Raw genomic sequence first — 24,398 nt, forward strand, 5'->3', positions numbered from 1 at the left:
TCAGGCGCGCGTGAACCCGGCGCCTGCTTCAGGCGCAGTGCTTGGATGTGGGGGCAGGCACCAGCGACGAGCATGGCGGGACGTTTGCGAGCCTCCACGGAGGTCAAAGACCGCCGTTCACCCCCGCCGCGGGCGTTCCTCGCACAGGGCTTCGGTCACGCGACGCAGCAGGGGTATCGTGGGCAGCTCTTCCAGCGTCACCGAGAGTTTCGGCTTCCAGTTCGGATAGTCGCTGCTGGTGCCGGGGATGTTGGTCGGTGCGCGTTCGCGGGTGAGATCGGCGAGGCGGACGGCGACGAGCAGCGAGGGGGTGCGCGCGACGAAACGGTGGGCACCGACGATCAGGTCTTCGAGCGCGGCATCGTCGGGCGAGGTCGCGGACAGGCGCGTGGGAGCGTCGAGCCCGGTTGCTCCCAAAACCTTGATCAGATCGCGCCGCTCCGACCGGCGCTGCGCCTGCTGCTCCCGGGTCAATTCGGGCGGCTGCAGGCCATGCTTGTCGCGCATGCGGATATCGGCGCCGCGCCACCAGCCGTCCAGCGTCTGGTGGTCGTGGGTGGAAATGCAGGCGAGCGCCAGCTCCGGATAGGTCTCGGCGGGCTTGAAGCCCGTCTCGCTGCGCTCATAGGAGAAAATGCGGTAGGACAGGATCTTGGCCTTGGCGAGATCGTCCTGCAGGCCGGGCGGAAGGATGCCGAGATCCTCGCCGATCACCAGGCAGCGATGCTCGGCCGAGCAGCGGGCGAGAATGGACAGCAGGGCATCCTGGGGATACTCGACATAGGCACCCCCGTCCGGCTTCAGATCGAGCGGAACGAGGAAAAGGCGGCGGAGCGCCGCCGCATGGTCGATGCGGATCGCCCCGGCGTAGCGCATTGCCGCCTTGACCATCCGCTCGAAGGGCGAATGCCGGCCCGCGGCGATCGTCGCCGGCTGCAGGGCGGCCAGCCGCCAGTCCTGGCCCTCGGCCGCGAAGGGATCGGGCGGGCTGCCGATCGTAGCGGTCGCGACGTAATGGTCGCGCTCGCTCCAGGTGGCCGAACCGTCCAGGGCCTCCCCGACCGCAAGGTCGAGATAGAGACCGATGCGCAAGCCCGCCGCCTTGGCGCGGTCGACCGCCTGGGTCAGCTGTTCATGGGCAACCCATTGTAGCCACATGTGGAAGCGATGCAGATCGCCGTGCTCCCTGGCAAAGGCAGCAACCTCGTCGGTGAGCGGATCCTGATAGGCCTTCGGCCAGCCATGCCACCCGGTGCTTTCGCCGGCGGCGCCCCGAACCTCGGAGAGCGCCTCGAACAGCCCGTGCCGACGTAGCGCTTCGCCGCGCTCCTTGATGAAGGCGGTGAACCGCGCCTCCGCATCCCTGTCATCGCTATTGGCCGGCCAACCGTCGTAAACGGCGCGCAGCGCGGCGCGCTTGGCCGCAGCGACGCCGACATAATCGACCTTTCGCCCGGCGCGCAGGGCAGCGATCCGCTTTTCCGAAGCCATGTCCGGCCTGTAGCCCGCCAGGCGATCGACCGCGATCATCAGCGGGTTGAGAAACTGGCGGTTCGACGGCTCATAGGGGCTGCAGCGGTCGGGATCGGCGAGGAAGGGGGCGTGAAGCGGGTTCAGCCCGATGAAGTCCGCCCCAAGCCTGCCTGCAAGATCGGCCATGACAGCCAGATCCTCGAAGTCGCCGATGCCCCAGTTGCGGGCCGAGCGGAGCTCGTAGAGCTGAAGCGCGAGGCCCCAGACCTTCTCCTCGGCCAGGAAGGCCGGGACATAGCTTGCAGGAATGGGCTTCCTGCTCCGCCGCGGCGGTGCGGCGGAGGCCGTGTCGGCGGGATCGATCCCCAGCGCCTCCAGCATCTGCCGCTTGGTTTCGTCGGAGATCGGCGTCTGCGTGCCGTTGAGGCCCGGACGCATCAGGTCGATCCCATGCCGCCGCGCCACGGCATCCAGCGGGCTGTCGGCCGCCGCGGTCTTCAGCGAGGGGGCGGCCTTCGAGCGAGCGGCAGCGGTCATGGCAGGGTCCTTTCGTAAGCGTAAAAGAGAAGCCGGGCCGAAGCCCGACCCCGTCAGGCAAGGGTCCAGCGGACGGACCAGGGGGAAAGCTGGCTGCCTTCCAGCGTGCCGAGGGCGTAGAGCACTGCGCCATTCTCATCGGGGGACGCCAGGCTCGCCGGCGTGTCGGACAGGTTCGCCGCAAGCGTCAGGCGACGATTGCCGGCGAGCGTCCAGGTGACGGACAGGGTCTCGCCCTTGGCGTCGAAACGGCCGCTGCCGCCGCCCACGCCCTTCAGCAAGGGTGCGATCCTTTCGCGACGGAGCGTCAGCAGCGCGCGATAGAAATCGAGCAGCGCGCGGCCCTCCGGCGTCTCGCGCTGGCTCCAGTCGAGCGTGCCGGAGGAGAAGGTGTCCTTCGCGGTCGGGTCCATGAGATCCTCCGCATCGAAGCCGGGCAGCCGGGAGAGCTCCTCGCGTCGGCCCTTGCGCACCTTCTCGTTCAGCTCCTCGTTGAAGTCGCAGAAATAAGGGAAGGGTTCGCGTGCGCCCCATTCCTCGCCCATGAACAGCATGGGGATCTGCGGGGCGAGCAGATAGACCGCGGCTACCGCCTTGATCGCCTCCAGCGGCTGCGAAACGATCATCCGGTCGCCCAGCGCCCGGTTGCCGATCTGGTCGTGGTTCTGGATGAAGGAGATGAAAGCGGTCGGCGGCAGGCATGCACTGGGCTTGCCGCGCGCCTCGCCGCGATAGGGCATGTGCTCGCCTTGGAAGACGAAGCCTTCCGCCAGCGCCCGCGCCGTTTTCTCCGGCCGGTCCTCGGCATAATCGGCGTAATAGCCGAAGGTTTCGCCGGTGGCGGCGATGTGGAGGACATGGTGGATGTCGTCGTTCCACTGCGCCGTGTAGAGCGGCACGGAGCCATCCGCGTTGCGTGTCAACAGGTCGCTGTCATTGTCCTCGTTTTCGACGACGAGGTGGACGTGGCGGTTGCCGGCGCTTTCGCGCACGCGGCGGGCAAGCTCGACCAGCAGATGTTCGCCATTGTTGTCCTTGATCGCGTGGACGGCATCGAGCCGCAGACCGTCGATCCTGAACTCGGTGATCCAGGAGACGGCGTTCTCGATGACGAAATCGCGCACGGGCTTGGAGTTGTCGCCGTCATAATTGATGCCGTTGCCCCAAGGCGTCTTGTGGTTTTCGGTGAAGAGCGGCGCATAGAGCGGCAGGTAGTTCCCGTCCGGGCCGAAGTGATTGTAGACGACATCGAGGAAGACGCAGATGCCTCGCTGGTGCGCCGCATCGACGAGCGCCATCAGATCTTCCGGGCGCCCGTAGCTGTTATCGGCGGCGTAGGGCAGCACGCCATCATAGCCCCAGTTGTACCCGCCGGGAAAATCGCTGATCGGCATGATCTGGATCGCCGTAACGCCCACTTCCTTCAGCCCGTCCAGCTTGTCGATCGCCGCGCGGAACGTGCCTTCCTGGGTGAAGGTGCCGATGTGCAGTTCGTAGAGCACCACCTCTTCCCATGGGCGTCCGGTCCACGCCGTGCTGGTCCAGTCATAGGCGGCGAGATCGATCACCTCGCTCGGCCCATGCACGTCTTCCGGCTGGTGGCGCGAGGCAGGGTCCGGGACGTCGAGGCCGTCCGGCAGGCGAAAGCGGTAGCGCGTGCCGGCCCCGGCGCCGTCGACACGAAGCCTGTGCCAGCCATCGGCGGAGCGCTCCATGCGCCGCGGCGGCTCGCCGTCGATCACCAGCATGATCTCCTCGTGCAACGGAGCCCACAGGCGAAACAGGGCGGCATCGGGGGAGAGAACGGGACCGAAGGAAAAATCCATGGAGAAGCGTGCCTTTCGAGCATCGTGGACGGACCGGGGCACAAATCGCGAAAGGGGCAAAAGGTTCAGCCTCCAAGGCAGGATTTACGCCGATCCCATGTTGGGAGCGTTGCGGGCGGCCGAAACTGAGGTTGCAGCAAGATTTCCGGGAACTGTCGACGGCTGCCTCGGTTGGAGGGTCCTGGCGATGGTGGCACCCCCGCGACCGCGTCTGAAGACGAACCCGGAGACGAACATGACCGACGAGACAACACGGGGCGGCGGCGGCACAAGGCCCGCCTCGCCAACGCCGCAGGGCTTTTCGACACAGGCCACGTCCAGCCCCACCTTAAATCCTACGGGCGCTCCGCACGCCGGCGGAAACAAAACGGCATCCACACTCGGCCTGTCCTCGACCGGCGACCACGACCGCGGCGGACAGGCTTCGTCCGGCGGGCAGGGTGGAGCCCGGCAGGGATCCGGCGCAACCGACGACCATGCCACGGGTGCTCAAGGCTCCACGACGGGCAGCGGTACCAAGGCGGCGGTCGGCGATCTGAAGGCACGCCTGCACGAGGATGTGGAACAGGCGCGCGAGGGGCTCAAGTCCTACTCCCATTCCGCCATGGACCGCATGCAGGAAACGCTGAATGAGGAAGCCGGCTATGCCGCCCGCCAGGTGGCCGGCGTTGCCGATGCGCTGACCAAGGTCGGCGAGCAGCTGGAAGGCGGCGATCAGGCGCAGATCGGACGGACCGCGCGCCGTCTGGGCGAGACCGTCCAGTCCTTCGCGCGCGACATCGAAGGCAAGGATGCCGGCGAGATCATGCAGCTGGCCGAAAACTTCGGCCGCCGCCAGCCGGTCGCCTTCCTCGGCATGGCCGCCCTGGCAGGCCTGGCCGCCAGCCGCTTCATCACCGCCTCTTCGCGCGGCAGACGCGCGGTCTCCGGTTCCTTTGCCGGCACCACGGTCAACCGCAGCGGTCAATCAGGCCATGAGACTGGCGGCCATGAGACTGCCGGCCATGCGACGTCCGGTCAGGCTGGCAGCGGTGCCCCGTCCGCATCGCCGCGCACACCCGCCACCTCGGCGCATCCCGCGCCCGGCCAGACCACAGGCTCGGCGCAGGGCCTGAACACGACGGGAGGCCGGATCGATGGCTAATCCTTCCGACAATGTCTCGCTGACCGAACTGATCGGCGGCCTCGTCAGCGACGTCTCCGGCCTGCTGCGCAAGGAAGTCGATCTTGCCAAGACCGAAGCATCCGAAAAGGTCTCCTATGCCTTGAGCGGCGTCGAGACCCTTCTGATCGGCACTGTCCTCGCCATCGGCGCGGTCGGCGTGCTCTTGAGCGCGCTGGTCGGCGGCGTTGCGGCCCTGCTCGTGTCCATGGGTCTCGGCCCGGTCGCGGCGGATGCGCTGGCAGCGCTGATCGTCGGCGTCGTCATCGCACTCATCGCCTGGGGCATGATCTCGCGCGGTCTCGCCCCGCTGCGCGGATCGAATTTGAAGCTCGAGCGGACGGCAGACTCGCTTCGCCGCGACGCCGCCGTGATCAAGGAGACACGCCCATGACCGACAAATCCTCCGCGGAACTCCAGCAGGAAATCGAGGACGATCGTCGCCGGATCGAGGACCGCCTCGGGGCGATCCAGGAACGCATGTCGCCCGGCCAGATGGTGGATGAGGTGATCGCCTATGCCAAGGGCAGCGGCGGCGGCGATTATCTGCGCAGCCTCGGCGGCCAGGCCAAGGCCAATCCGATTCCGCTGGCGCTGATGGGCGTGAGCCTCGCCTGGCTGATGGCCGCTCCGAAACGGGCGGACAGCGGGGATGCCGCTTCCACAACCTCCGGCAGTTCTGCAGCCAGCCCCGACTATCCGCTCTACACGGCGCAAGGTCCCGTGCGGCGCATCGGCCCGCCCGAGATCAGCAACGGCGCGCGCTATTCCCACTTCACCGACGACTCCGGCACGAAGCTGAAGGCGCTGACGGACCGCAGTGGCCGGCGGGCCGGGCACTTTGTCGACGAGGCGGGCAAGACCTATCGCGGCCTTGCCGATGCCACCGGCCGGCAGGTGACCTCGATCCTCGACGAGGCCGGATCGATGCTCGATGCCTCGCTCGGCTGGCTTTCCCATGCGGTCGACAGCGTGACGCACACGACAAGCCAGACGAGTGCGAGAGCCGGCGCAACCATGCGGCGCGCCGCCGGAAGCGCTTCGGGCCACGCCTCTGACTTCGGCTCTGGACTGATGGACCGCTCCGGCCGGTTGAACGAGACGCTGCTCTCCACCTTCCGCGATCAGCCGCTTATCGGCGGCGCGCTCGCCTTTGCGCTTGGTGCGGCGATCGGCGCGGTGCTGCCGAACACGGAGATCGAGGACGAGGCGATGGGCGATGCCGCGGCGGCGCTGCGTTCGGACCTTGCCGATAAGGCGGCCACGCTCGCCGACAAGGGCCAGGACATTGCAGCGAGCGTTGCCGAAAAGGCTGCCGAGGTCGCGACCGATCTGCATGACACGGCGCGTGACCGCGTGATGGAAGAGGCCGATCGCGTGCGCAACAGCTAAGGATCGATCGGCGGAGTGGGTTCCTCCGGCTGGCGGCGGGCTCGGCAACGATCCGCCGCCAGGATCGATGAGGCCCCTGGCGTGTGCGGCGCCGGGGGTTTTCTCGTCACAGCGTTCAATATTTGCAAATGACGGCTGCAAAAGCGCGTTGGCGCCCCTATCTAGCGTGCCGGAAGCCCAGTCGCGCCTTTCCCTGGTGCGGCTGCGGCCGGCCATCGCCATTGCGACTGGCTCGAGAGACGGTAAGACGGGTTGGATCGCGTGGACGGACAGGATCGGGTGGCGCAGGATCAGCGCCGCGGGCAGACGCTGCTGGACTACGGCATTCTCGATACGCCGCGCGAGCAGGATTTCGACGAGATCGCCGAAATGGCTGCCGATATCTGCGAGACGCCGATCGCGGTCGTCAACCTGATCGCGCAGGACCGGCAGTTCTTCAAGGCGGAGGTCGGCCTGGGGGCGCGCGAAGCGCCCCTGAACGGCGCCTTTTGCCGGCAGGCCGTTCTCGAAGAAGAGATGCTGATCGTCCCCGATGCGATGCAGGATCCGCGTTTTGCCTGCAGCCCCCTGGTCGCCGGTCCGCCGCATCTGCGCTTCTACGCAGGCGCGCGGCTGACCACGCCGCAAGGCGTGCCGATCGGCACCGTCTGCGTGCTCGACCATCGACCCCGGCAGCTCAACGACATGCAGAAGCGGGCCCTGAAGGGCCTGGCGCGCCAGGCAATGGCGCAGCTCGAGCTGCGCCGTCTTGCGCGGCTTGAACGTGCTGCGCGGCAGAGCGCGGAGAGCGGCGAGCGGCGCTATCGGGCCGTGTTCGACAGTGCGGTCGACTATGCGATCGTCGTCCTCGACCGCGAGGGCATCATCCGCGACTGGAACGAAGGAGCTGTTCGCATCCTCGGCTGGACGCCTGAGGAGGTGATCGGGCAGGACGTGTCGCTGTTCTTCACGCCCGAGGACCGCGAGCATGCGATCCATACGAAAGAGATGGCAAGCGCCTACACGGTCGGCCGCGGCATGGACGAGCGCTGGCACCTGCGCAAATCCGGCGAGCTGTTCTGGGCCAATGGCGAGATGATGCCGCTGAAGGACGAGGACGGCGCACTCGTCGGCTATGTGAAGATCCTGCGCGACCGCACCGACCAACGTCTGGCCGAAGAACGGCTCAAAGCGAGCGAGAAGCGCTGGCGTGAACTCTTCGAGCAGATGGCCGAGGGCTTCTTCATCGGCGAACTGATCCGCGACGAGCGCGAGCTGCCGATCGACTATCGCTTCATCGAGATCAACCCAGCCTTCGCCACCCAATCCGGCATTCCCGCCTCGGCGGTCGGCACCACGATCCGCGCCTATGTCAGCGACGTGCCGCAGCAGCTGCTCGACCATTGCGCGATTGCGGTGGACACGGGCGAGCCGCAGTCCTTCGAGATCCATATTTCCCAGCTCGGCCGCTGGTTCGATGTGCGCTGCGCGCGTGAAAGCGAGGGCCGCTTCCTCTGCCTGTTCTTCGACATCACCGCTCGCAAGACGGCCGAGCAGGAGCGGGAGCTGCTGACGGCCGAGCTTGCGCACCGCGTCAAGAACACCTTCTCCGTCGTCCAGGCGATCGTGGCGCAGACGCTGCGCAAGGCTGAGCCGAGCCTGAGCGAAACGCTGCAGAGCCGCCTGGCGGCACTGAGCCAGGCGCATGGCGTTCTGCTGCAGAGCAATTGGGAAACCTCGACGGTCGAGAAACTCACGCTTGGCGTCCTCAGCCTCCAGGCGGAGCCGGGCCGTTTCGTGCTTGCGGGTCCGCATGTCACGGTCGGCGCCAAGACCGCGCTGTCGCTTTCGCTCCTGCTGCACGAGCTCGCCACCAATGCGCTCAAATATGGCGCTCTTTCGGTAGAGGGCGGGCGGGTGGAGATCGCCTGGACGCTTGAAGACGACGTCTTCCGCCTGGTCTGGCGCGAGGAGGGCGGTCCGCCGGCGACCCGGCCCGAGCGACGCGGCTTCGGCTCGCGCCTGATCGAAATGGGCATCAACGGCGCCCGCAGCACAGCGCTCGACTACGGCCATACCGGCCTCACCGCGACATTCACCGCGCCACGGCAGGTTGTGGCGAGCTAGCTCATTCTGCGGTCAGGCAGTCAGATTTCCTCGATCCGGCGTTCCTCCAGCGGCAGGATGGCGAGTTCGCGCCAGTCGATTTCTTCGAGCAGCAGATTGTATTCGTCGACGGTCACGCGGTTTTCGATGCGCAGCTGTTCGAGCCTGTCGCGCTGGGCGCCGATGGCTGTCAGGGCCAAAGCCCGGTAGGCGCGCATGGCCCCCTTGTTGTCCGTATCCGACAGGGCCTGCTTTTCCATGACGAATTTCGAGCGAATGAGCTCGGCTTCCGGGCCGGTCTCGTCCTTGATGACGACATAGCCGGCCCTTGCGATCTCCGTTCTCAGCGCTGCCAGCTCGCGTGGTCCATCATCGCGGCGGTCGAGGCCGAGGCGGACGATCAGGGGGGCGAGCGTCAGCCCTTGGAAGACCAGCGTGGCCAGCACCACGGCGAAGGCTGCCAGAAGCACCACGTCGCGCTGCGGAAAATCGGCGGGCAGCGCGAAGGCGGTCGCCAGCGTGACGAGACCGCGCATGCCGCACCAGCTGGACAGGATGGCCTGCTTGGTCGAGGGAATATCGGTTTCGCCGCGCCTGCGCATGACGATCGCATGGATGCGGTTGAAGCCGATGCAGACGACGAAGCGGGTGACGATGACGATGACGACGGTCAGCGCCGCGAAGCGCACGGCATCGCCCAGATGGCCGTGCGGCATGGTGCCCAGGATGTCGCGCACCTGCATGCCCATCAGCAGGAAGGCCATGACGTTGAGCACGAAGACCACCACGCTCCACACCGCATAGGACTGGACGCGCATGCGCGCCGAGGAACGGACATCCGGGCTGCGTGCGATCGTCATGGCGAAGGCGACGATGGCGAGCACGGCGGAAAGGTGGAGATGTTCCGCGACGATCCAGAGCAGGAAGCACTGGACGAACTGGAGAAGATTGCCGCCCAGCGTGCCGGCCACCGCCTTGCCGAGCCTGCGGAAGAGGAAGGCGGTGGCAATGCCGAGCAGGATGCCGCCCGGAGCAGCGATGACGAATTGCAGCCCGACGGTGGTGCCGATATTGCCGGTGGTCTGGACGGCCAGGGCCGCGGAGAAGATCAAAAGCGCGGCGGCATCGTTGAACAGGCTTTCGCCGCGCAGCACCGCATCGGTGTTGCGCGGGATCGACATGCCGGAAAGCACCGCCGTGGCCGCCGCCGCATCCGGCGGGGCAACGACGGCGCCAAGCACCAGGGCGGCCGCGAACGGCAGGCCCGCATAAGCCCAGCCGGCCACCGCGACGGTGAGCGCCGTCACGACCACGCCGCCGACCGCGAAGACGACGAGCGGGACCCAATAGCGTCGGGCCGTGCCGAGCGGGAAGTCGAAGGCGGCGTCGAGCAGGGCAGGGGCGATGAAGAGCGCCAGCGCGATCTCCGGATCCAGCGCGATATAGGGCACGCCCGGTACCAGCGCGACGGCCGTGCCCGCCATGGCGAGCATGGAGGGATAAGGCACGGAGAGCCGCCGCGCGACTTGCAACAGCAGGACCGCAACGAGGAGCAGGACGAGCAGGGTCTCGAAGAAGTTCATGGCATGCGCCTCGCGTCTGTCAGTTGCCTATTACCGAACAAAAACAGCGCGTCCGCAAGGGCAGCGCCGCGCGCGCAAGGAAAGACCGGCAGGCTTTCGCGCTGCCGGTCTTGATCGTGATGCTGGAAGCAGTGCTTTGCCGCCTCAGGCGACGCGGACGCGGGGCCGCTTGGTGCCGGCCATGCCGCCGAACCAGGCTGCCACGGCGCCGAGGGCGAGAGCGACGAAACCGGCAATCGCACCGGCCGAAACGGCGGCGGTTGCGGTCTGGGCAGCCTCGACGGCCTTCTGCTTGGCGGCTTCCATATTGGCGCGGTAGGTCTGCTCATACTGGGCAACCTGCTGGCGAGCCTGGTCGACCGGGATGTTCTGGGCGCGGGCAACGGCCTCGGCGGCGCGGTTGCGGGCTTCCTCGGCCTGGGCCTCGTCGCCGGTCACGACAGCCTGGACGGCGGACACGGCGGCGCTCTGCAGGGCCTGCGGGTCATTGCCGGTTGCCGAACGGATCTGCTGCTCGATGCCGGCCATCGGGTTGGCGCTCTGTGCAATCGACGGGGCGGCTGCGGTGGCAGCGGTGGCTGCCGTGCTGCCGACGCCGCTGACGACACTGGTGATGCCGGAGAAGGCGCCGCCAACCAGCGTGCCGATCGAGGTGGTCAGGAGATAGAGAACGACGAGTGTGGTCACTGCCCAGGCGGTGACGCCATGATAGCCGCCGGTGGAGCGGCTCGGACGGCCGGACAGACGGCTGGCGATATAGCCGCCGATGAAGGAGGCGATGATGCCCGACACGATGAACCAGACGCCGCCGGCGATCGAGAAGGTGCCCGCTGCCGGATTGTCCGACGTTGCCGGATCAAGGACGGCCGCGCCGATGCCGACGCCGAGCAGGTTCAGGAGAAACTGGATGGCGAGCGCCAGCGCAACGCCGGCGAAGATCGCGCCCCACGACACTTTGTGGAAAGCCGACGTCGCCGAAGCGCTTTCATAGGTGTCGGTGCCGACGGGAGAATTGATGTGTGTTGTCATGGCGGGTCCTTACCGTTCGACCCACATGCCGGCCGTCGTTACGCCTGCCGTTCCACGTGAGCGCCCCTTAACGCGGCGCTGCCGCTTAAGTTCCCGCTGTTTAAGATTCCTTGAGTCAATGTGCGGGTTCGGCCGCGCGCCGCCGACAGCATCTCCCTGCGGCGGCGGCAGTGAGACGCGGTGGGCGGCAAGGCTGAACCTCACGCGGCCCGCAACGGCGGAGGCGTCTGGCGCTGCCAGCCGAGTGCCGGTGCGACATGGGTGAGCACGCTCTCGATGACATGGGCATTGTAGGCGACCCCGAGCTGGTTCGGCACGGTCAGGAGCAGCGTATCGGCCTCGGCGATCGCCTCGTCCTTCAACAGTTCGGCCACCAGACGATCGGGCTCTGCGGCATAGCTGCGGCCGAAGATCGCCCGCGTCGTGGCGTCGAGATAGCCGATCGTGTCGCTTCCCTCGCCCTGCCGGCCGAAATAGGCGATATCGCGGTCGGTGGTCAGCGGGAAGATGCTGCGGCTGACGGAGACGCGCGGCGTGCGGCTATGCCCGGCCGCCGTTCAGGCGTCGCGATACAGGCGGATCTGCTCGGCCTGCTGCTCGGCGAAGGGCTTGCCGCTCTCATCGGTCTTCAGGGTCGAGCTCTGCAGGTTCATGCCGAGCCTGGCCGCCCAGACCGCAGTGGCGTTCGAGCTGGCGCCCCACCAGATCCGATCCCGCAGACCGGGGGAATGCGGCTCCAGGCGCAGGAGGCCGGGCGGATTGGGAAACATCGGCCGCGGATTGGGCGCAGCAAAGCCCTCGCCGCGCAGCACGTCGAAGAACACCTCCGCATGGCGGCGCGCCATGTCCGCCTCGTCCTCGCCATCCGCCGGCGCATAGCCGAAATGGCGCCAGCCGTCGATGATCTGCTCGGGCGACCCGCGGCTGATGCCGAGCTGCAGCCGGCCACCGGAAATGAGGTCGGCGGCCCCTGCATCTTCCGCCATGTAGAGCGGGTTCTCGTAGCGCATGTCGATAACGGCCGTGCCGATCTCGATCCGGTTCGTCTTCGCAGCCACCGCGGAAAGCAGCGGGAAGGGCGAAGCGAGCTGGCGGGCGAAATGATGGACGCGGAAATAGGCGCCATCCGCGCCGAGCTCTTCTGCCGCCACCGCCAGATCGATCGATTGCAGCAGCGCATCGCCCGCCGAGCGGGTCTGCGATTGCGGCGAGGGCGCCCAGTGGCCGAAGGACAGGAAGCCGATTGTCTTGGTCATGATGATCCCCTTTGCCGGTTGTCGCTATGGCGCAGTCTCGCACGGATCGAGGGCTGCCGACAGCGCCACGCCTTGAACGCACTGTTCGCCAAACGAAGCATTGGCCCATCATCAGAACGGCTGGAGCGCACGGCCTCGGACGCCGGAAGGCGGTGAGGACATGGCTGCGAAAAAGTCCGCAGGGAGCGGCGATGTCGCCGGCCGGGATTTTGGCCGAGAGGTGATCGCGCAGGATGCTGCCGACCGGGCTATCGATAGGCGTCGCTGTCGCTCTTGCCCGGCATGGCCGGCTTGCGATCGTAATGCCCGCCTTCCGGCACGGCGATCGCGCGGAAATCCCGGGCGAGGAGGGCGAGTTTTTCGCGCATTTCCGCTCCTTGGACCGGCTGGCCATGGCCGGTCACGATGAGCTCGGGCTTGAGGTCCGAGAGACGCTTGACCGACGCTTCCGCGTCCATCCAGTCCGGGGTGAGGTAGCGGGGCGGACCGTGCATTTCCAAACGTTGGGTCATGACCGCATAGGCAGATTCCTGGCCGGTGGTGACGATGGCGTCGCCCGCGATCAGTGTCCGGTCGCTCTCGCGCCAGAGCGAGACATGGCCTGGCGTATGGCCGGGCGTATGGACCCACTGCCAGCCCGGCATGCCGGGAACGGAGAGATCGGCCGGAAGCCGGTGCAGCCGCGCGCCGACATCGACCGGCGAGCGCGGATAGAGCGGCGAGAGCAGCGCCATGGCGCCGCCGCCGACCAGCGGATCGGCCGGCGGATAGGAAGCCTGGCCGTTGAGATAGGGATGTTCGAGCGGATGAGCATAGACCGGGACGTCCCAGCCGCGCGCCAGGCTCTCCACCGATCCGGCATGGTCGAAATGGGCATGGGTCATGATGATCGCCTCCGGCCGGGCATCACGCCCGAAGCGCCGCTCCACGCAATCGCGGATCGTATCGGCCGAGGTGGGCAGGCCGGTGTCGATCAGCACGAACCGGCCACCCTCCGCCGGATTGCCGTAGAAGAGGACGTTGACGATCGAGAGCGTGCGCAGGGCAAGATCCGGCAGAACGCCATGGGTGCCGTCGCCGGGGTCGGTCAGGGGCGCGCGGGCCTCCTCGCTGAGGCCAAGCTGCGTGGTCATCGCCGTCTCCTTCGTTGCATGGGGCCGAGAGGGGATGAGGCGAACCGGCCGAGAGGGCGATGGTTCCAGACGTGCAGGGACGCAGCTGAAACGGAGAAAAGTTGAGCGGCGGCGGAAACTTCGCTCGGCATCGCCTGTTCGGCGGGCTCCCAACCAAAGGAGAGTTCTATGTTCTACACCGACGGCAAGCTTCAGTTTCCGGTCCGCGTGGAGACGCCCGATCCCCTCTTTGCGCGTGCCCTGCAGCAGGCGATCGGCGGCGTGGAAGGCGAGATTCGCGTGGCCATGCAGTATTTCTTCCAGGCCTGCGGCGCGCGCGGCAACCCGAAATTCCGGGACATGCTGCTGAACACGGCGACCGAGGAGTTCGGCCATATCGAGATGCTGGCAACAGCCGTGGCACTCAACCTCGAAGGAGCGCCTTTGAGCGTCAAGGAAGACATCAGCGCCGATTCCGTCGGCGGTTCGGTGCTGAACGGGATCAACATGAAGAACCTGCTCTCGAGCGGGCTTTCGGCCATGCCGGTCGATTCCGACGGCGTGCCCTTCGACATGTCGCATATCTATGCGAGCGGCAATATCGCGGCCGACATGACGGCCAATATCGCAGCCGAATCGACCGGCCGCGTGCTGGCCGTGCGGCTCTACAACATGACCAACGACCCGGGTATGAAGGAGATGCTCTCCTTCCTGATCGCGCGCGATACCATGCACCAGAACCAGTGGATGGCCGCGCTCGAGGAGCTGGGCGGCGCCACCGGGGCCTTCCCGATCCCCAACAGCTTCCCGCAGGATCAGGAACAGCAGGAGTTCAGCTATGCCTGGCTCGGCTTCATGGCCGATGGCAGCGTGCCGGCTCCGGGGCGCTGGTCGGACGGCAAGTCGATCGACGGCAAGGGCAATTTCCAGCCGCAGCAGGCGACGCCGCTTGGCCAGAAGCCGGTGCTGGGCCCGGCCAAGCCAATGAGCGGCGCGCAGAAAGAACAGATCAACCCGTAATGAAGGCTGGCCGGCGCCTCTCGGGGCGCCGGCCGCTTCACGACCTCGACGATCCAGCCGTCGCTCTAAATGACCGACGGGAGCGGAGCTGGGCATGACCACGCGCCACCATCCCCTGATTGCGGCATCTCTGCTGAGCTTTGCGCTGGGGGGCTTCTTCGATGGGGTGCTTCTGCACCAGATCCTGCAATGGCATCATCTGCTCTCCGGGATCGAGGCGATCTCCTCGCAGCTCGAACTGCAGATCCTGGCGGATGGGCTGTTTCATGCCGCCATGTATGGCGTTCTCCTGATCGGTCTTGTGCTTCTCTACCGCAGCCGCCGGGTTCGGCTCGGTGCGTCGCAGATGTTCGGCGCTGCAGCCCTTGGGTTCGGTGTCTGGCATGGGCTCGATGCGCTGCTGTCCCACTGGCTGCTCGGTCTACATCGGATCCGGATGGACACGGTTTCGCCGCTCGCCTGGGATCTTGGTTGGCTGCTGGTCTTCGGCGTCCTGCCGGCCGCGCTCGGTGTCCTCAGTCTGCGGCGCAGACCGGACGGGCGTGGGCCGCTCCCGGCCATGCTGCTGCTGGCCTTCGCCACGCCTCTGATCGGGGCCGCAGGGCTATGGCCGGCGCCGGCGGATGCCGCGCAAGCCGTTCTGTTTCGGGCCGGTCTCGATGAAGGGGGAAAGATGGCTGCGGTAGAGGCGGCAGGGGGAGCGGTTTTGTCGGTCAGTGCCGATGGGCGGCTCTGGCAGGTCCGGTTCGACGATCGCTTGCGGCCGCTCCAGCTCTACCTGCGCGGTGCCTTGCTGGTGGGTGGCGCGCCGGGCGGCGGTTGTCTCGATGCAACCCTCGTCAAGGGCTGAACCGGGCTGCCGGGACCCCGACAGCCCTGTCTCGTTGAACGCGATCAGACGTCGTTCATGCTCGGCAGCAGAAGCTCCACCTCGCGGCGGCGCTTGTCGTCGAGCGGCGCGATATTCTCCGACCAATAGGCATCCGCCTCGGCCGGCTCGTCATCCCAGATACGGGTGCTGACGATGTTGTCGTCCACCTTGGCCTTGCGGCGCCCGCCGAGGCGCAGATATTCCTCGGCCAGTTTCTTGCTTTCGGTCATCGTCGGTCTCCTTGCGAATGGGTCGGTCGAGACATCAACCCCTTCGCAAGGCCAAAGTTTCGTCGGAGGCTCAGCCGTGGTTGATCATGATGTGACGCACGGCGGTGTAGTCCTCCAGCGCATAGGCCGAGAGATCCTTGCCGTAGCCGGACTGCTTCAGCCCGCCATGCGGCATCTCGCTGACCAGGGCAAAATGGGTGTTGATCCAGGTGCAGCCATATTGCAGCCGGGCGGCGGCCTGCATGGCCTTGCCGACATCCTTGGACCAGACGGAGGATGCGAGGCCGTAATCGCTGTCGTTCGCCCAGGCAACGGCCTGCTCGGACTCGGAGAAGCGGGTGACGGAGACGACAGGGCCGAACACCTCGCGCCGGACGATCTCGTCCTCCTGCCGCGCGCCGGCGATTACCGTCGGCTGGAAGAAGAAGCCGTCGCTGCTGCCCTTGGCGCCACCGGTCGTGACCTCCATATGACCGAGCTCGCTCGCCCGCTCGACGAAGCTCGCCACCCTGTCGCGCTGACGCCGCGAGATCAGCGGGCCGATCTCGTTCTGGCTGTCGTCCTCGCCGGCATAACGGATGGTGGAGACGGCGCTGGTGAGGTCGGCGACCAGTTTCTCGTAGATGCCGTCCTGCGCGTAGATGCGGCAGGCGGCCGTGCAGTCCTGGCCGGCATTGTAATAGCCGAAGGTGCGGATGCCGGACACGACGGCCTCGAGATCGGCATCGTCATAGACGATGACCGGTGCCTTGCCGCCGAGCTCCAGATGGGTGCGCTTGACCGTCTTGGCCGCCGCCGTCAGCACCTTCTTGCCGGTGGCGATGTCGCCGGTGATCGAGACCATGGCGACCTTGGGGTGGTTGATCAGCGCATTGCCGACCGTCTCTCCGCGGCCGAGCACGATGTTGACCACGCCCTCGGGCAGGATATCGGCAAGCAGTTTCGCCATCTTCAGCGCCGTCAGCGGCGTCTGCTCGGAAGGTTTGAAAACGATCGTGTTGCCGCCGGCAAGTGCCGGAGCAAGCTTCCAGGCCATCATCATCAGCGGATAGTTCCAGGGCGCGATGGAGCCGACGACGCCGATCGCGTCGCGCCGGATCATCGAGGTATGGCCGGGCAGGTACTCGGCCGAAACGGGGCCGTGCAGCATGCGGATGGCGCCAGCGAAGAAGCGCCAGCAGTCGATGATGCCCGGCAACTCGTCATTGCGCACGGCATTGATCGGCTTGCCGCAGTTCAGCGCCTCGAGCGCGGCGAACCCGTCGGCATCGCGCTCGATGGCGTCGGCGATCTTCAGGAGATAGGCGGAGCGCTCGGCGGGCGTGGTGCGCGACCAGCCGGTGAAGGCCGCTTCCGCCGCGTCCACCGCCGCATCGATCTGCGCATGCGAGGCTTCGGCGAGGCTGAGGATCGTCTCGCCGGTCTTGGGGTTGAGGATGGTCTCCTCGGCCTCGGTGCCGGGCTCGAAACGTGCGCCGATCAGAAGGTCCGTATCCATGGTCGATCTCCCAGTATGGTCGGTGAAGAAGGCATTATTTTCCCCCGCCGGCAATGCGGTCGCCGTCGCGGGTGAGGAAATAGGCAAGCAGGATCGGCAGCAGCGTGACGAGCACCACCACCATGGCGACGACATTGGTCACCGGCCGCTGGCGGGGGCGGATCAGCTCCTCCAGCATCCAGATCGGCAGGGTCGATTGCTGGCCGGCGGTAAAGGTGGTGACGATCACCTCGTCGAAGGAAAGCGCGAAGGCCAGCATACCGCCGGCAAGCAGCGCCGTGCCGATATTGGGCAGGATCACGTAGCGGAAGGTCTGGAAGCCATTGGCGCCGAGATCCATCGACGCCTCGACCAGCGAGCCGGACAGGCGCCGGAAGCGGGCGACCGCATTGTTGTAGACGACGACGATGCAGAAGGTGGCGTGGCCGAGCACGATGGTGAAGAAGGAGAAAGGGATCTCGGCCAGCGAGAAGGCCTGGCGCAGCGCGATGCCGGTGATGATGCCCGGAAGCGCGATCGGCAGGATGACCAAGAGCGATACGGCCTCCCGGCCGAAGAAGGCCGAACGCGAGACGGCAGCGGCGCAGAGCGTGCCGAGCAGCAGCGCGATGGCGGTGGCGAGCGTCGCGACCTTCAGGGAGAGTGTCAGCGCGGCCCAGACATCCGGGCGGTTCCAGGTCACCGCGAACCATTGCAGCGTCAGCCCCGGCGGCGGGAAGCGATAGCTCTTTTCCTCGGTGGTGAAGGCATAGAGGAAGATGAGCAGGATCGGCCCATGCAGGAAGATGAGGCCGAGCGCGGCGGAGAGTTTCAGCGCGAGCGGGGTCTCGGCGGTTCGATCAGAGCGCATCGAAGGCTCCCAGCCGCCGGGCAACCGCGAGATAGACGCCCATGATGACGATCGGCACGACGGTGAAGGCCGCCGCCAGCGGCACATTGCCGGCCGTTCCCTGCTGGGCATAGACGGCTTGGCCGATGAAGAGCCGCGAGGAGCCGATGATCTGCGGAATGATATAGTCGCCGAGCGTCAGCGAGAAGGTGAAGATCGAGCCGGCGACGATGCCGGGCAGAGCAAGCGGCAGCAGGACATGGCGGAAGGTCTGGCGCGGATCCGCGCCGAGATCGGCCGAAGCCTCGATCAGCGATCCCGGCACCCGCTCCAGCGAGGCCTGGATGGGCAGGATCATGAAGGGCAGCCAGACATAAACGAAGACGAGGAAGGTGCCGAGATAGCTGACGGACAGCGAATTGCCGCCGATGACGGGCAGCGCCAGCACCGCATCGAGCAGCGGCGAGAGATGCAGTGTCGCAAAGGCCCAGGTGAGGATGCCCTCCTTTGCGAGGATCAGCTTCCAGGCATAGATCTTGACGAGGTAACTGGACCAGAGCGGAAGCATGACGCCCAGATAGAAGACGGCCTTCCACACGCCCTGCGCATAGCGGGCGGCGTAATAGGCGATGGGAAAGGCGATGACGATCGAGGCGAGCGTGACGGCACCGGCCATGATCAGCGTGCGCAGGATGATGTCGAGATTGGCATCCGTCAAAAGCTGGGCATAGGTGGCGAGGGTCGGCTCATAGGTGATGAGACCGGAGAAGTCGTCGATCGAGAACAGGCTCTGCGCCAGGAAAACCGCGAGCGAGCCGAGATAGACGATGCCGAGCCAGAGAAGCGGCGGGGCCAGCAGCAGCGCAAGCAGAAGCCCCGGCCGCCGCCAGAAGAGATCCGACAGCCGTCCGGCAAGGCCCGGTCGGGGCTCGCGCCCGACAAGAGGGGTCGAAAGCGCCGCCATCACGCACGCTCCATCAGATGCAGGTCGTGCCGGTTGAAGGAGAGCGTGACGTCGCTCCCTTCCGGCGGAACCGGTCCGCTGGCGGGCAGGGCGGCGATCAGGCGCTCGCCTTCGCAATCGACCGTCAGCCGCGTGACCGGGCCGAGAAAGCTGGCGCCGACCGCCCGGCCGCGCAGGCCAAGCCCGTCGGCGGTGGGTGCCGAGAGCGTGATCGCTTCCGGCCTCAGGCTGGCGGCAGGCGCGGAGAGCCCCAGCCGGGCGCAGAGACGCTGCGAAAGAATGTTCGAGGAGCCGACGAAGCCGGCGACGAAACGGCTCTTCGGCCGGCGATAGATTTCCTCGGGCGTTCCGACCTGCTGCACCTTGCCCTCGTTGAAGACCGCAACCCGGTCGGCCATTGAGAGGGCTTCGCTCTGGTCATGGGTCACGAAGACGAAGGTCAGGCCGAGGCTTTTCTGCAGGCTCTTCAACTCCTCCTGCATCTGTTCGCGCAGCTTGAGGTCCAGCGCGCCGAGCGGCTCGTCGAGCAGCAGCACGCGCGGCCGGTTGACGAGCGCGCGGGCAAGCGCCACGCGCTGGCGCTGCCCGCCGGAAAGCTGGCCGGGCTTGCGGGCGCCATAGCCGGGCAGGGCGACCATGGCGAGCGCCTCCTCTGCCTGGCGTCGCCGCTCCGCCTTTCCGATACCCCTGACCATCAATCCATAGGCGACATTGTCGAGAATGGTGAGGTGGGGGAAGAGCGCGTAGTCCTGGAACACGGTATTGACCGCCCGGCGATAGGGCGGGACGCCTTCCGCCGTTTCGCCGAAGATCTCGATATGTCCGGCCGTCGGCTGCTCGAAGCCGGCGATCAGGCGCAGGCATGTGGTCTTGCCGGAGCCGGAAGGACCGAGCATGGCGAAGAACTCGCCCTCGGCAATTGCCAGATCCACCCCATCCACCGCGCGCACCGCGCCGAAGTGGCGGGACACGGACTGGAACAGAACAGCAGTCATGATGGCTCCTTCTCAAATGGGTCTGTGACGGCACACGCGCCAGGGTTGTTTCCTGCCGGGCCATCCAGCCGCTCAAGGCCGGAACTTCCACGGAACCTTCCATCATCCTCGGGCTTGTCCCGGGGATCTGCCGGTGGAGAGGCTGGGATCGAGGCCGATTGTCCGGAGCGGCGTGATTAGATCCTCGGGACAAGCCCGAGGATGACGGTCGAGCGGTGAGCCGCCTCCTTGCTTCTTCTGCGCCGCCGATCTTTTCGCATCCCGTCGCCTTTGCCTCACGTCGCTGCTGTCTCTCCCCCAGGGCCCCTTCCGTCACCTCTCCGTCATCCTCGGGCTTGTCCCGAGGATCTGCCGGTGGAGAGGCTGGGATCGAGGCTGATTGTCCGGAGCGGCGTGGTTAGATCCTCGGGACAAGCCCGAGGATGACAATCTTGGGTCAGGCGCCGCATCGGTCTGCCGTCGAGGGGCAACCTTTATCGGCCGCCGATGACGCCGATATAGTCGGAAACCCAGCGGTGGTAGGGCACGCATTCGCCCTGGCTGGCGCACTTGGTCACCGGGGTCTTCCAGAACTTCACCTTGTCGAACTGCTCGTAGCCATTGGTCCTGCAGCCTTCGTCCGTCAGCAGCGCATTGCCCTTGCAGGCCGCACCGACGGAGGGGTTGGCGCCGAACCAGGCGGAAACATCGCCCTGGACCTTGGGCGAGAGCGAATGCTCCATCCACAGATAGGCGCAGTTCGGGTGTTCGCTTTCGGCGGCCAGCATGGTCGTGTCGGCCCAGCCGGTGGTGCCTTCCTCGGGGAAGACGGAAGCGATCGGCTGCTTCTCGGCCTCAAGCAGGTTCACCTGGAACGGCCAGGAGCCGGAGGCGACGACGCCTTCGTTCTTGAAGTCGTCGATCTGGATCATGGCGTCGTGCCAGTAGCGGCTGACGAGCGTGCGCTGGACGCGCAGAAGGTCGAGCGCGGCCTTGTACTGCTCCTCGTTGAGTTCGTAGGGGTCCTTGATGCCGAGTTCGGGCTTGTGGGCCATCAGGTAGTTGGCGGCATCGGCCACATGGATCGGCCCGTCATAGGCCTGCACGCGGCCCTTGTTCGACTTGCCATCCGGCAGCGTCATCTCCTCGAAGACCACCTTCCAGCTCTTCGGCAGCTCGCCCTTGAAGGCCTCGGTGTTGACCATCAGCACGTTCGGGCCCCAGACATAGGGCACGCCGTAATGCACGCCCTTGACCGTGTGCCAGGGCGCGTCCTGCATGCGGGCGTCCAGCGTCTTCCAGGACGGGATGAGGTCGGTGTTGATCGGCTGGACACGCTTGCCGGCCACGAGGCGCAACGAGGCATCGCCGGACGCGGTGACGAGGTCGAAGCCGCCCTCGTTCATCAGCGCCACCATTTCGTCGGAGGTGGCGGCGGTCTTCACCGAGACCTTGCAGCCGGTCTCCTTCTCGAAGCCGGTGACCCAGTCGTAATTCTTGTCGGTTTCGCCGCGCTCGATATAGCCGGCCCAGGCGACGATCGACAGCGCGCCTTCGCCCTTTCCGAGCTCCTTGAGCGGTTCCTGGGCAATCGCCGCGGTGGCGAGGCTCATGGACAGGGCAAGCGCAGTACAGGATTTGAGGATCTTGATCATCGGTCGGCTCCCGGTTTGGCGGCCGCTTGGCGGCTCGTTCGTTCCCAGGCAAAAGGTGCCTCGCCTTCCGAGCCTTCGCAAATTCATTTAACAGAACGGCGATATCGGAAATTCCGAATGGTTAGCGCGCTCGGCCGCTGCGCAGCGCTTCGGCGACGCCGATGAAGTCGCGGGCCGATTGCGGCAGGCCCGATCCCTTGCGCCACACCATGCCGACCTGGACGACGGGGAGGGCGCCCGACACGTCCCGGCTTTCGATCCGGTCGCCCTCGAGCGACCAGGGTCGGTAGACCAGATCCGGCAGCAGTGCGATGCCGGCGCCGGTCGCGACCAGGCTGCGCACCGCCTCGACCGATCGCGTGCGAAAGGCCACATGCGGCCTGGCGCCGAGCGCGGTCAGAAGCTTGCCCGTGTTCTCCTCGATCTCGTCGACGGTGAGCATGATCAGGGGCTCGCGCGCGACATCGGCGATCGAGATGATATCGGCGGAGACCAGCGGATGGCCGAGCGGCAGCCAGAGCCGATAGGGCGAGGTTTCGATGATCTCCGCCTGCAGGGCCATGCGGTCGCGCAGGTTGGAAATGACCATGACCGCCACATCCAGCTCGCCGCCGATCAGCAGATGTTCGAGATAGGAGCCATTGTCCTCGATCGCGCTCACATCGACGCGCGGGCAGGCGCGGCGGAATCGGGCGAGAAGGTCGGAGAGCACATAGCCCGCGACGAGCGAGGTGACGCCGAGATTGAGTTTTCCGCCTTCGCGTTCCTCGACCGCGCCGAAGGACCGCCGGGCATCCTGCACGCCGGCGAGGATCTTGGTCGCATGGCGCAGGAACTGGTGGCCGTTATGGGTGATGTGCAGCCCGCGCGGATGTCGCTCGAACAGCGATACGCCGAGATCGGTCTCCAGCTCCTTGATCGCCTCGGTGATCGAGGACTGGGAGATCGACAGGTTCTGCGCCGCGCGGGTGACCGAACCCTGTTCGGCCACGGCGACGAAATATTGCAGCTGGCGGAGCGTGAAGGCCATCCCCGCTTATCCCAAGAGCAAGCTCGCGGGGCAAGCGGCTCGATGACGTCAATCGCGTCTCTCTGTGCGTCAGGCCACGAAGCCGCCATAGGCGCCCTGGCGGTAGAGAAGCGGCGTGCCGCCGGTCTCCGCCAGAGCCGCCACGCGGCCGATGATGATGCCGTGGCTGTGGCGCTCGATGATCTCCTCGACCTCGCAATCGACCGCCGCCAGCGCCGCGAGCAGCACCGGCGCGCCGCTGGCGAGCGTCGTCCAGGCCGCCCCCTCATACCGCTCTGCCCCTTTCAGCCCGCCCTTTCCGGCAAAGCGGTCGGCGATCTCCTGCTGCGCGGCGGAGAGGATGTTCACGCAGAAATGCCCGTGGCGGAGAATGACCGGATAGGTGGAAGAGGTGCGGTTGATATTGACGATCATCCGTGCCGGGTCGACGCTGAGCGCGGTGGCCGAGGTCACCGTGGCGCCGGTCCGGTCCTCATGCCCCGCGGTGACCACCGAGACGGTGGCCGCCACATGGCGCATGATCGACTTCAGGCGCTCCGGCGCATCGGCCGGCGGGGCCGAGCGGGCGAGTTTCGCGATGGGATCTGCAGAGAAATCGGACGGGACAAGGGTGTGGGCCGGGGTGTGGGCAAGGCGCGCGGAGCTCATGAATCATCCTTCTCAAGATTGTGCCGGCGGCACGGAGCGGTTGATGCCACGCTATAGCCTATCAATTTTGTAGACAAAGAAGAAGAAGGTCGCCAAGGACGGCTTGTGGGGAATGGTTTTGCGTTGCTCCTGCAAGGCGAGAAACGCTGCGGCCCGATACAACGGACGAAGGGCGCGGCCGATAGAGCCACGCCCTTCGTAAGGTCGGTTCTCAGGACCCTCAGCGCGGGCCGAGAGTGGCCGTGTTGACGCCGAGCTTGCTCGCCATTTCCTTCGGCACGGCGGTCGGATCGACGCGGGCGATATGGCGATACCGCGCTTCGATCAGGCTGTAGATGCCGAAGGCAAAGAGGCCGAGGGCCGCGATCGCATAGAGAATGCCGCCGAAGGGCAGGGCACGGACCCAGTCCATCGCATCGGCAAGGCTACCGGCCTGGCTCGGATCCACCCGCCAGGCGGCATAGAGGAAGAAGACGCCAGTGATAAGAAACACGGCGCCGCGGGCGAGCAGGCCGAAGGTGCAGACCGGCTCCAGGATGGCGCGCTTGTCGAGCGGGATCGAGATATATTTGCTGTAGCCCTTCTTCACGCCCTTGCCGATCTGCGCGATGCCGGCACCGATGATGGCAAGGCCGGCAAGGAAGGCGAGGAGTCGGCCGAAGGGCTGGCTCATCAGCCAGGCGGCAAGGCTTTCCTCGCCGCTGCCGCCGCCATCGCTGCCGAGCGACAGCGAGAACGCGTGGCCGGCTGCATAGAGCGCCAGGCTGAGATAGGTGACGGCGCTGACCGCCAGGCCGGCGCGAATGGCATAGCCCTTGGAACTGTCCGGCTGGCGATCCGGATTGTAGACGGCCTGGACGACACGCCAGAGGACGAAACAGAGCAGCCCGAGCGCCACGAGCCCGAGCCAGATCCAGCCGAGCGGCTGTTCGAGGATGATGTCGAGCGCCGATTTCGAATCGACATTGCGGCCTCCGCCGATCGATCCGAACAGCGCCATGGCGCCGACCAGCAGGTAAACGATTCCGCGTGCACTGTAGCCGAGCTTGGCGAGCATCTCCGTCTTGTGCATTCCAAGGGGGTTCATGGCAGTCTCCAGCTTCCGCCGGCGGGTTCAAGCCGGCTCAACGAAACGTGATCGAGGCGGCTGGGTTCCATTTTCTAAGCGTCAACTGCGGCTAACACGTAAGAATCGCACAAGGCTCCAGCCTGGGGCAGGCCAGG

At 66.4% G+C, this 24,398-nt stretch carries 20 protein-coding genes and 1 pseudogene; 6 read left to right on the forward strand and 15 right to left on the reverse strand.

Annotation, left to right across the window (positions count from 1 at the left end; all coding sequences use genetic code 11):
* Window positions 1-117 precede the first annotated feature (117 nt).
* Window positions 118-1,911 carry a 4-alpha-glucanotransferase gene (malQ, locus tag U8330_RS06270; RefSeq protein WP_416236903.1) on the reverse strand — a complete coding sequence of 598 codons (1,794 nt, stop codon included), beginning with the start codon at window positions 1,909-1,911 and terminating at the stop codon, window positions 118-120.
* A 152-nt stretch (window positions 1,912-2,063) separates the two neighbouring features.
* The gene (treZ, locus tag U8330_RS06275) at window positions 2,064-3,836 is read right to left on the reverse strand and encodes a malto-oligosyltrehalose trehalohydrolase (protein ID WP_323104286.1); all 1,773 of its coding nucleotides are present in this window, start codon (window positions 3,834-3,836) and stop codon (window positions 2,064-2,066) included.
* A 235-nt stretch (window positions 3,837-4,071) separates the two neighbouring features.
* On the opposite strand from treZ, the gene U8330_RS06280 reads away from it, so the two are divergent.
* The 4 genes from U8330_RS06280 to U8330_RS06295 all read left to right on the forward strand — a co-directional run bounded on the left by U8330_RS06280 (window position 4,072) and on the right by U8330_RS06295 (window position 8,496).
* Entirely contained in the window at window positions 4,072-4,980 is a 909-nt protein-coding gene (locus U8330_RS06280; RefSeq protein WP_323104287.1) for a hypothetical protein, read from the forward strand.
* The gene (locus U8330_RS06285; RefSeq protein ID WP_323104289.1) at window positions 4,973-5,392 is read left to right on the forward strand and encodes a phage holin family protein; all 420 of its coding nucleotides are present in this window, start codon (window positions 4,973-4,975) and stop codon (window positions 5,390-5,392) included. The genes U8330_RS06280 and U8330_RS06285 overlap by 8 nt, the downstream gene beginning before the upstream one ends.
* Complete coding sequence (locus U8330_RS06290; protein WP_323104291.1) at window positions 5,389-6,390, forward strand: DUF3618 domain-containing protein; 1,002 nt, start codon at window positions 5,389-5,391, stop codon at window positions 6,388-6,390. Before U8330_RS06285 ends, U8330_RS06290 begins: the two co-directional genes overlap by 4 nt.
* Window positions 6,391-6,651: 261 nt before the next feature.
* Complete coding sequence (locus U8330_RS06295) at window positions 6,652-8,496, forward strand: PAS domain S-box protein (protein ID WP_323104292.1); 1,845 nt, start codon at window positions 6,652-6,654, stop codon at window positions 8,494-8,496.
* A 20-nt stretch (window positions 8,497-8,516) separates the two neighbouring features.
* Here the strand turns inward: U8330_RS06295 and U8330_RS06300 are convergent, their stop codons facing one another.
* The 4 genes and pseudogenes from U8330_RS06300 to U8330_RS06315 form a co-directional block, all read right to left on the reverse strand.
* Window positions 8,517-10,058 carry a cation:proton antiporter gene (locus tag U8330_RS06300; RefSeq protein ID WP_323104293.1) on the reverse strand — a complete coding sequence of 514 codons (1,542 nt, stop codon included), beginning with the start codon at window positions 10,056-10,058 and terminating at the stop codon, window positions 8,517-8,519.
* Window positions 10,059-10,202: 144 nt separating this feature from the next.
* Entirely contained in the window at window positions 10,203-11,087 is an 885-nt protein-coding gene (locus U8330_RS06305) for a PhnA-like protein (protein WP_323104294.1), read from the reverse strand.
* Window positions 11,088-11,287: 200 nt separating this feature from the next.
* A pseudogene (locus U8330_RS06310) lies at window positions 11,288-12,343 on the reverse strand (LLM class flavin-dependent oxidoreductase).
* A gap of 248 nt (window positions 12,344-12,591) precedes the next feature.
* Entirely contained in the window at window positions 12,592-13,476 is an 885-nt protein-coding gene (locus U8330_RS06315; protein ID WP_323104295.1) for an MBL fold metallo-hydrolase, read from the reverse strand.
* A 168-nt stretch (window positions 13,477-13,644) separates the two neighbouring features.
* Here U8330_RS06315 and U8330_RS06320 point away from each other — a divergent pair, with 168 nt between their 5' ends.
* Both U8330_RS06320 and U8330_RS06325 read left to right on the forward strand, forming a co-directional pair.
* Window positions 13,645-14,475 (forward strand): manganese catalase family protein, encoded by an 831-nt coding sequence (locus tag U8330_RS06320; protein ID WP_323104296.1) that lies wholly within the window; start codon window positions 13,645-13,647, stop codon window positions 14,473-14,475.
* Window positions 14,476-14,569: 94 nt separating this feature from the next.
* Window positions 14,570-15,325 (forward strand): DUF2243 domain-containing protein, encoded by a 756-nt coding sequence (locus U8330_RS06325; protein WP_323104297.1) that lies wholly within the window; start codon window positions 14,570-14,572, stop codon window positions 15,323-15,325.
* A 44-nt stretch (window positions 15,326-15,369) separates the two neighbouring features.
* On the opposite strand, the gene U8330_RS06330 is transcribed toward U8330_RS06325, so the two are convergent.
* From U8330_RS06330 to U8330_RS06370, 9 genes are all read right to left on the reverse strand, one after another.
* A complete protein-coding gene (locus tag U8330_RS06330) occupies window positions 15,370-15,576 on the reverse strand; it encodes a hypothetical protein (RefSeq protein WP_323104298.1) in 207 nt (68 codons plus the stop codon).
* Between the two features lie 70 nt (window positions 15,577-15,646).
* Entirely contained in the window at window positions 15,647-17,074 is a 1,428-nt protein-coding gene (locus U8330_RS06335; protein ID WP_323104299.1) for a gamma-aminobutyraldehyde dehydrogenase, read from the reverse strand.
* Window positions 17,075-17,108: 34 nt separating this feature from the next.
* Window positions 17,109-17,924, reverse strand: a complete 816-nt coding sequence (locus U8330_RS06340; protein ID WP_323104300.1) for an ABC transporter permease — start codon at window positions 17,922-17,924, stop codon at window positions 17,109-17,111.
* Window positions 17,914-18,867 (reverse strand): ABC transporter permease, encoded by a 954-nt coding sequence (locus U8330_RS06345; RefSeq protein WP_323104301.1) that lies wholly within the window; start codon window positions 18,865-18,867, stop codon window positions 17,914-17,916. Before U8330_RS06345 ends, U8330_RS06340 begins: the two co-directional genes overlap by 11 nt.
* Window positions 18,867-19,865 (reverse strand): ABC transporter ATP-binding protein, encoded by a 999-nt coding sequence (locus U8330_RS06350; RefSeq protein ID WP_323107212.1) that lies wholly within the window; start codon window positions 19,863-19,865, stop codon window positions 18,867-18,869. The genes U8330_RS06345 and U8330_RS06350 overlap by 1 nt, the downstream gene beginning before the upstream one ends.
* A gap of 470 nt (window positions 19,866-20,335) precedes the next feature.
* Window positions 20,336-21,496 (reverse strand): ABC transporter substrate-binding protein, encoded by a 1,161-nt coding sequence (locus U8330_RS06355; RefSeq protein ID WP_323104302.1) that lies wholly within the window; start codon window positions 21,494-21,496, stop codon window positions 20,336-20,338.
* A 121-nt stretch (window positions 21,497-21,617) separates the two neighbouring features.
* Window positions 21,618-22,526 carry a LysR family transcriptional regulator gene (locus tag U8330_RS06360; protein ID WP_323104303.1) on the reverse strand — a complete coding sequence of 303 codons (909 nt, stop codon included), beginning with the start codon at window positions 22,524-22,526 and terminating at the stop codon, window positions 21,618-21,620.
* Between the two features lie 69 nt (window positions 22,527-22,595).
* Window positions 22,596-23,174, reverse strand: coding sequence for a flavin reductase family protein (locus tag U8330_RS06365; protein WP_323104304.1), 579 nt, complete (start codon window positions 23,172-23,174; stop codon window positions 22,596-22,598).
* Between the two features lie 220 nt (window positions 23,175-23,394).
* Complete coding sequence (locus U8330_RS06370; protein WP_323104306.1) at window positions 23,395-24,261, reverse strand: DUF1206 domain-containing protein; 867 nt, start codon at window positions 24,259-24,261, stop codon at window positions 23,395-23,397.
* Window positions 24,262-24,398 lie beyond the last annotated feature (137 nt).

It is taken from the genome of Rhizobium sp. CC-YZS058, assembly GCF_034720595.1.
Lineage (GTDB): Bacteria > Pseudomonadota > Alphaproteobacteria > Rhizobiales > Rhizobiaceae > Ferranicluibacter.

Bases quoted from the DNA above. Each gene is read 5' to 3' on its own strand.
- malQ (WP_416236903.1), bottom strand. From the start codon at position 1,911: ATGCGTCCGGGCCTCAACGGCACGCAGACGCCGATCTCCGACGAAACC.
- treZ (WP_323104286.1), bottom strand. From the start codon at position 3,836: ATGGATTTTTCCTTCGGTCCCGTTCTCTCCCCCGATGCCGCCCTGTTT.
- U8330_RS06280 (WP_323104287.1), top strand. From the start codon at position 4,072: ATGACCGACGAGACAACACGGGGCGGCGGCGGCACAAGGCCCGCCTCG.
- U8330_RS06285 (WP_323104289.1), top strand. From the start codon at position 4,973: ATGGCTAATCCTTCCGACAATGTCTCGCTGACCGAACTGATCGGCGGC.
- U8330_RS06290 (WP_323104291.1), top strand. From the start codon at position 5,389: ATGACCGACAAATCCTCCGCGGAACTCCAGCAGGAAATCGAGGACGAT.
- U8330_RS06300 (WP_323104293.1), bottom strand. From the start codon at position 10,058: ATGAACTTCTTCGAGACCCTGCTCGTCCTGCTCCTCGTTGCGGTCCTG.
- U8330_RS06305 (WP_323104294.1), bottom strand. From the start codon at position 11,087: ATGACAACACACATCAATTCTCCCGTCGGCACCGACACCTATGAAAGC.
- U8330_RS06315 (WP_323104295.1), bottom strand. From the start codon at position 13,476: ATGACCACGCAGCTTGGCCTCAGCGAGGAGGCCCGCGCGCCCCTGACC.
- U8330_RS06320 (WP_323104296.1), top strand. From the start codon at position 13,645: ATGTTCTACACCGACGGCAAGCTTCAGTTTCCGGTCCGCGTGGAGACG.
- U8330_RS06325 (WP_323104297.1), top strand. From the start codon at position 14,570: ATGACCACGCGCCACCATCCCCTGATTGCGGCATCTCTGCTGAGCTTT.
- U8330_RS06330 (WP_323104298.1), bottom strand. From the start codon at position 15,576: ATGACCGAAAGCAAGAAACTGGCCGAGGAATATCTGCGCCTCGGCGGG.
- U8330_RS06335 (WP_323104299.1), bottom strand. From the start codon at position 17,074: ATGGATACGGACCTTCTGATCGGCGCACGTTTCGAGCCCGGCACCGAG.
- U8330_RS06340 (WP_323104300.1), bottom strand. From the start codon at position 17,924: ATGCGCTCTGATCGAACCGCCGAGACCCCGCTCGCGCTGAAACTCTCC.
- U8330_RS06345 (WP_323104301.1), bottom strand. From the start codon at position 18,867: ATGGCGGCGCTTTCGACCCCTCTTGTCGGGCGCGAGCCCCGACCGGGC.
- U8330_RS06355 (WP_323104302.1), bottom strand. From the start codon at position 21,496: ATGATCAAGATCCTCAAATCCTGTACTGCGCTTGCCCTGTCCATGAGC.
- U8330_RS06360 (WP_323104303.1), bottom strand. From the start codon at position 22,526: ATGGCCTTCACGCTCCGCCAGCTGCAATATTTCGTCGCCGTGGCCGAA.
- U8330_RS06365 (WP_323104304.1), bottom strand. From the start codon at position 23,174: ATGAGCTCCGCGCGCCTTGCCCACACCCCGGCCCACACCCTTGTCCCG.
- U8330_RS06370 (WP_323104306.1), bottom strand. From the start codon at position 24,261: ATGAACCCCCTTGGAATGCACAAGACGGAGATGCTCGCCAAGCTCGGC.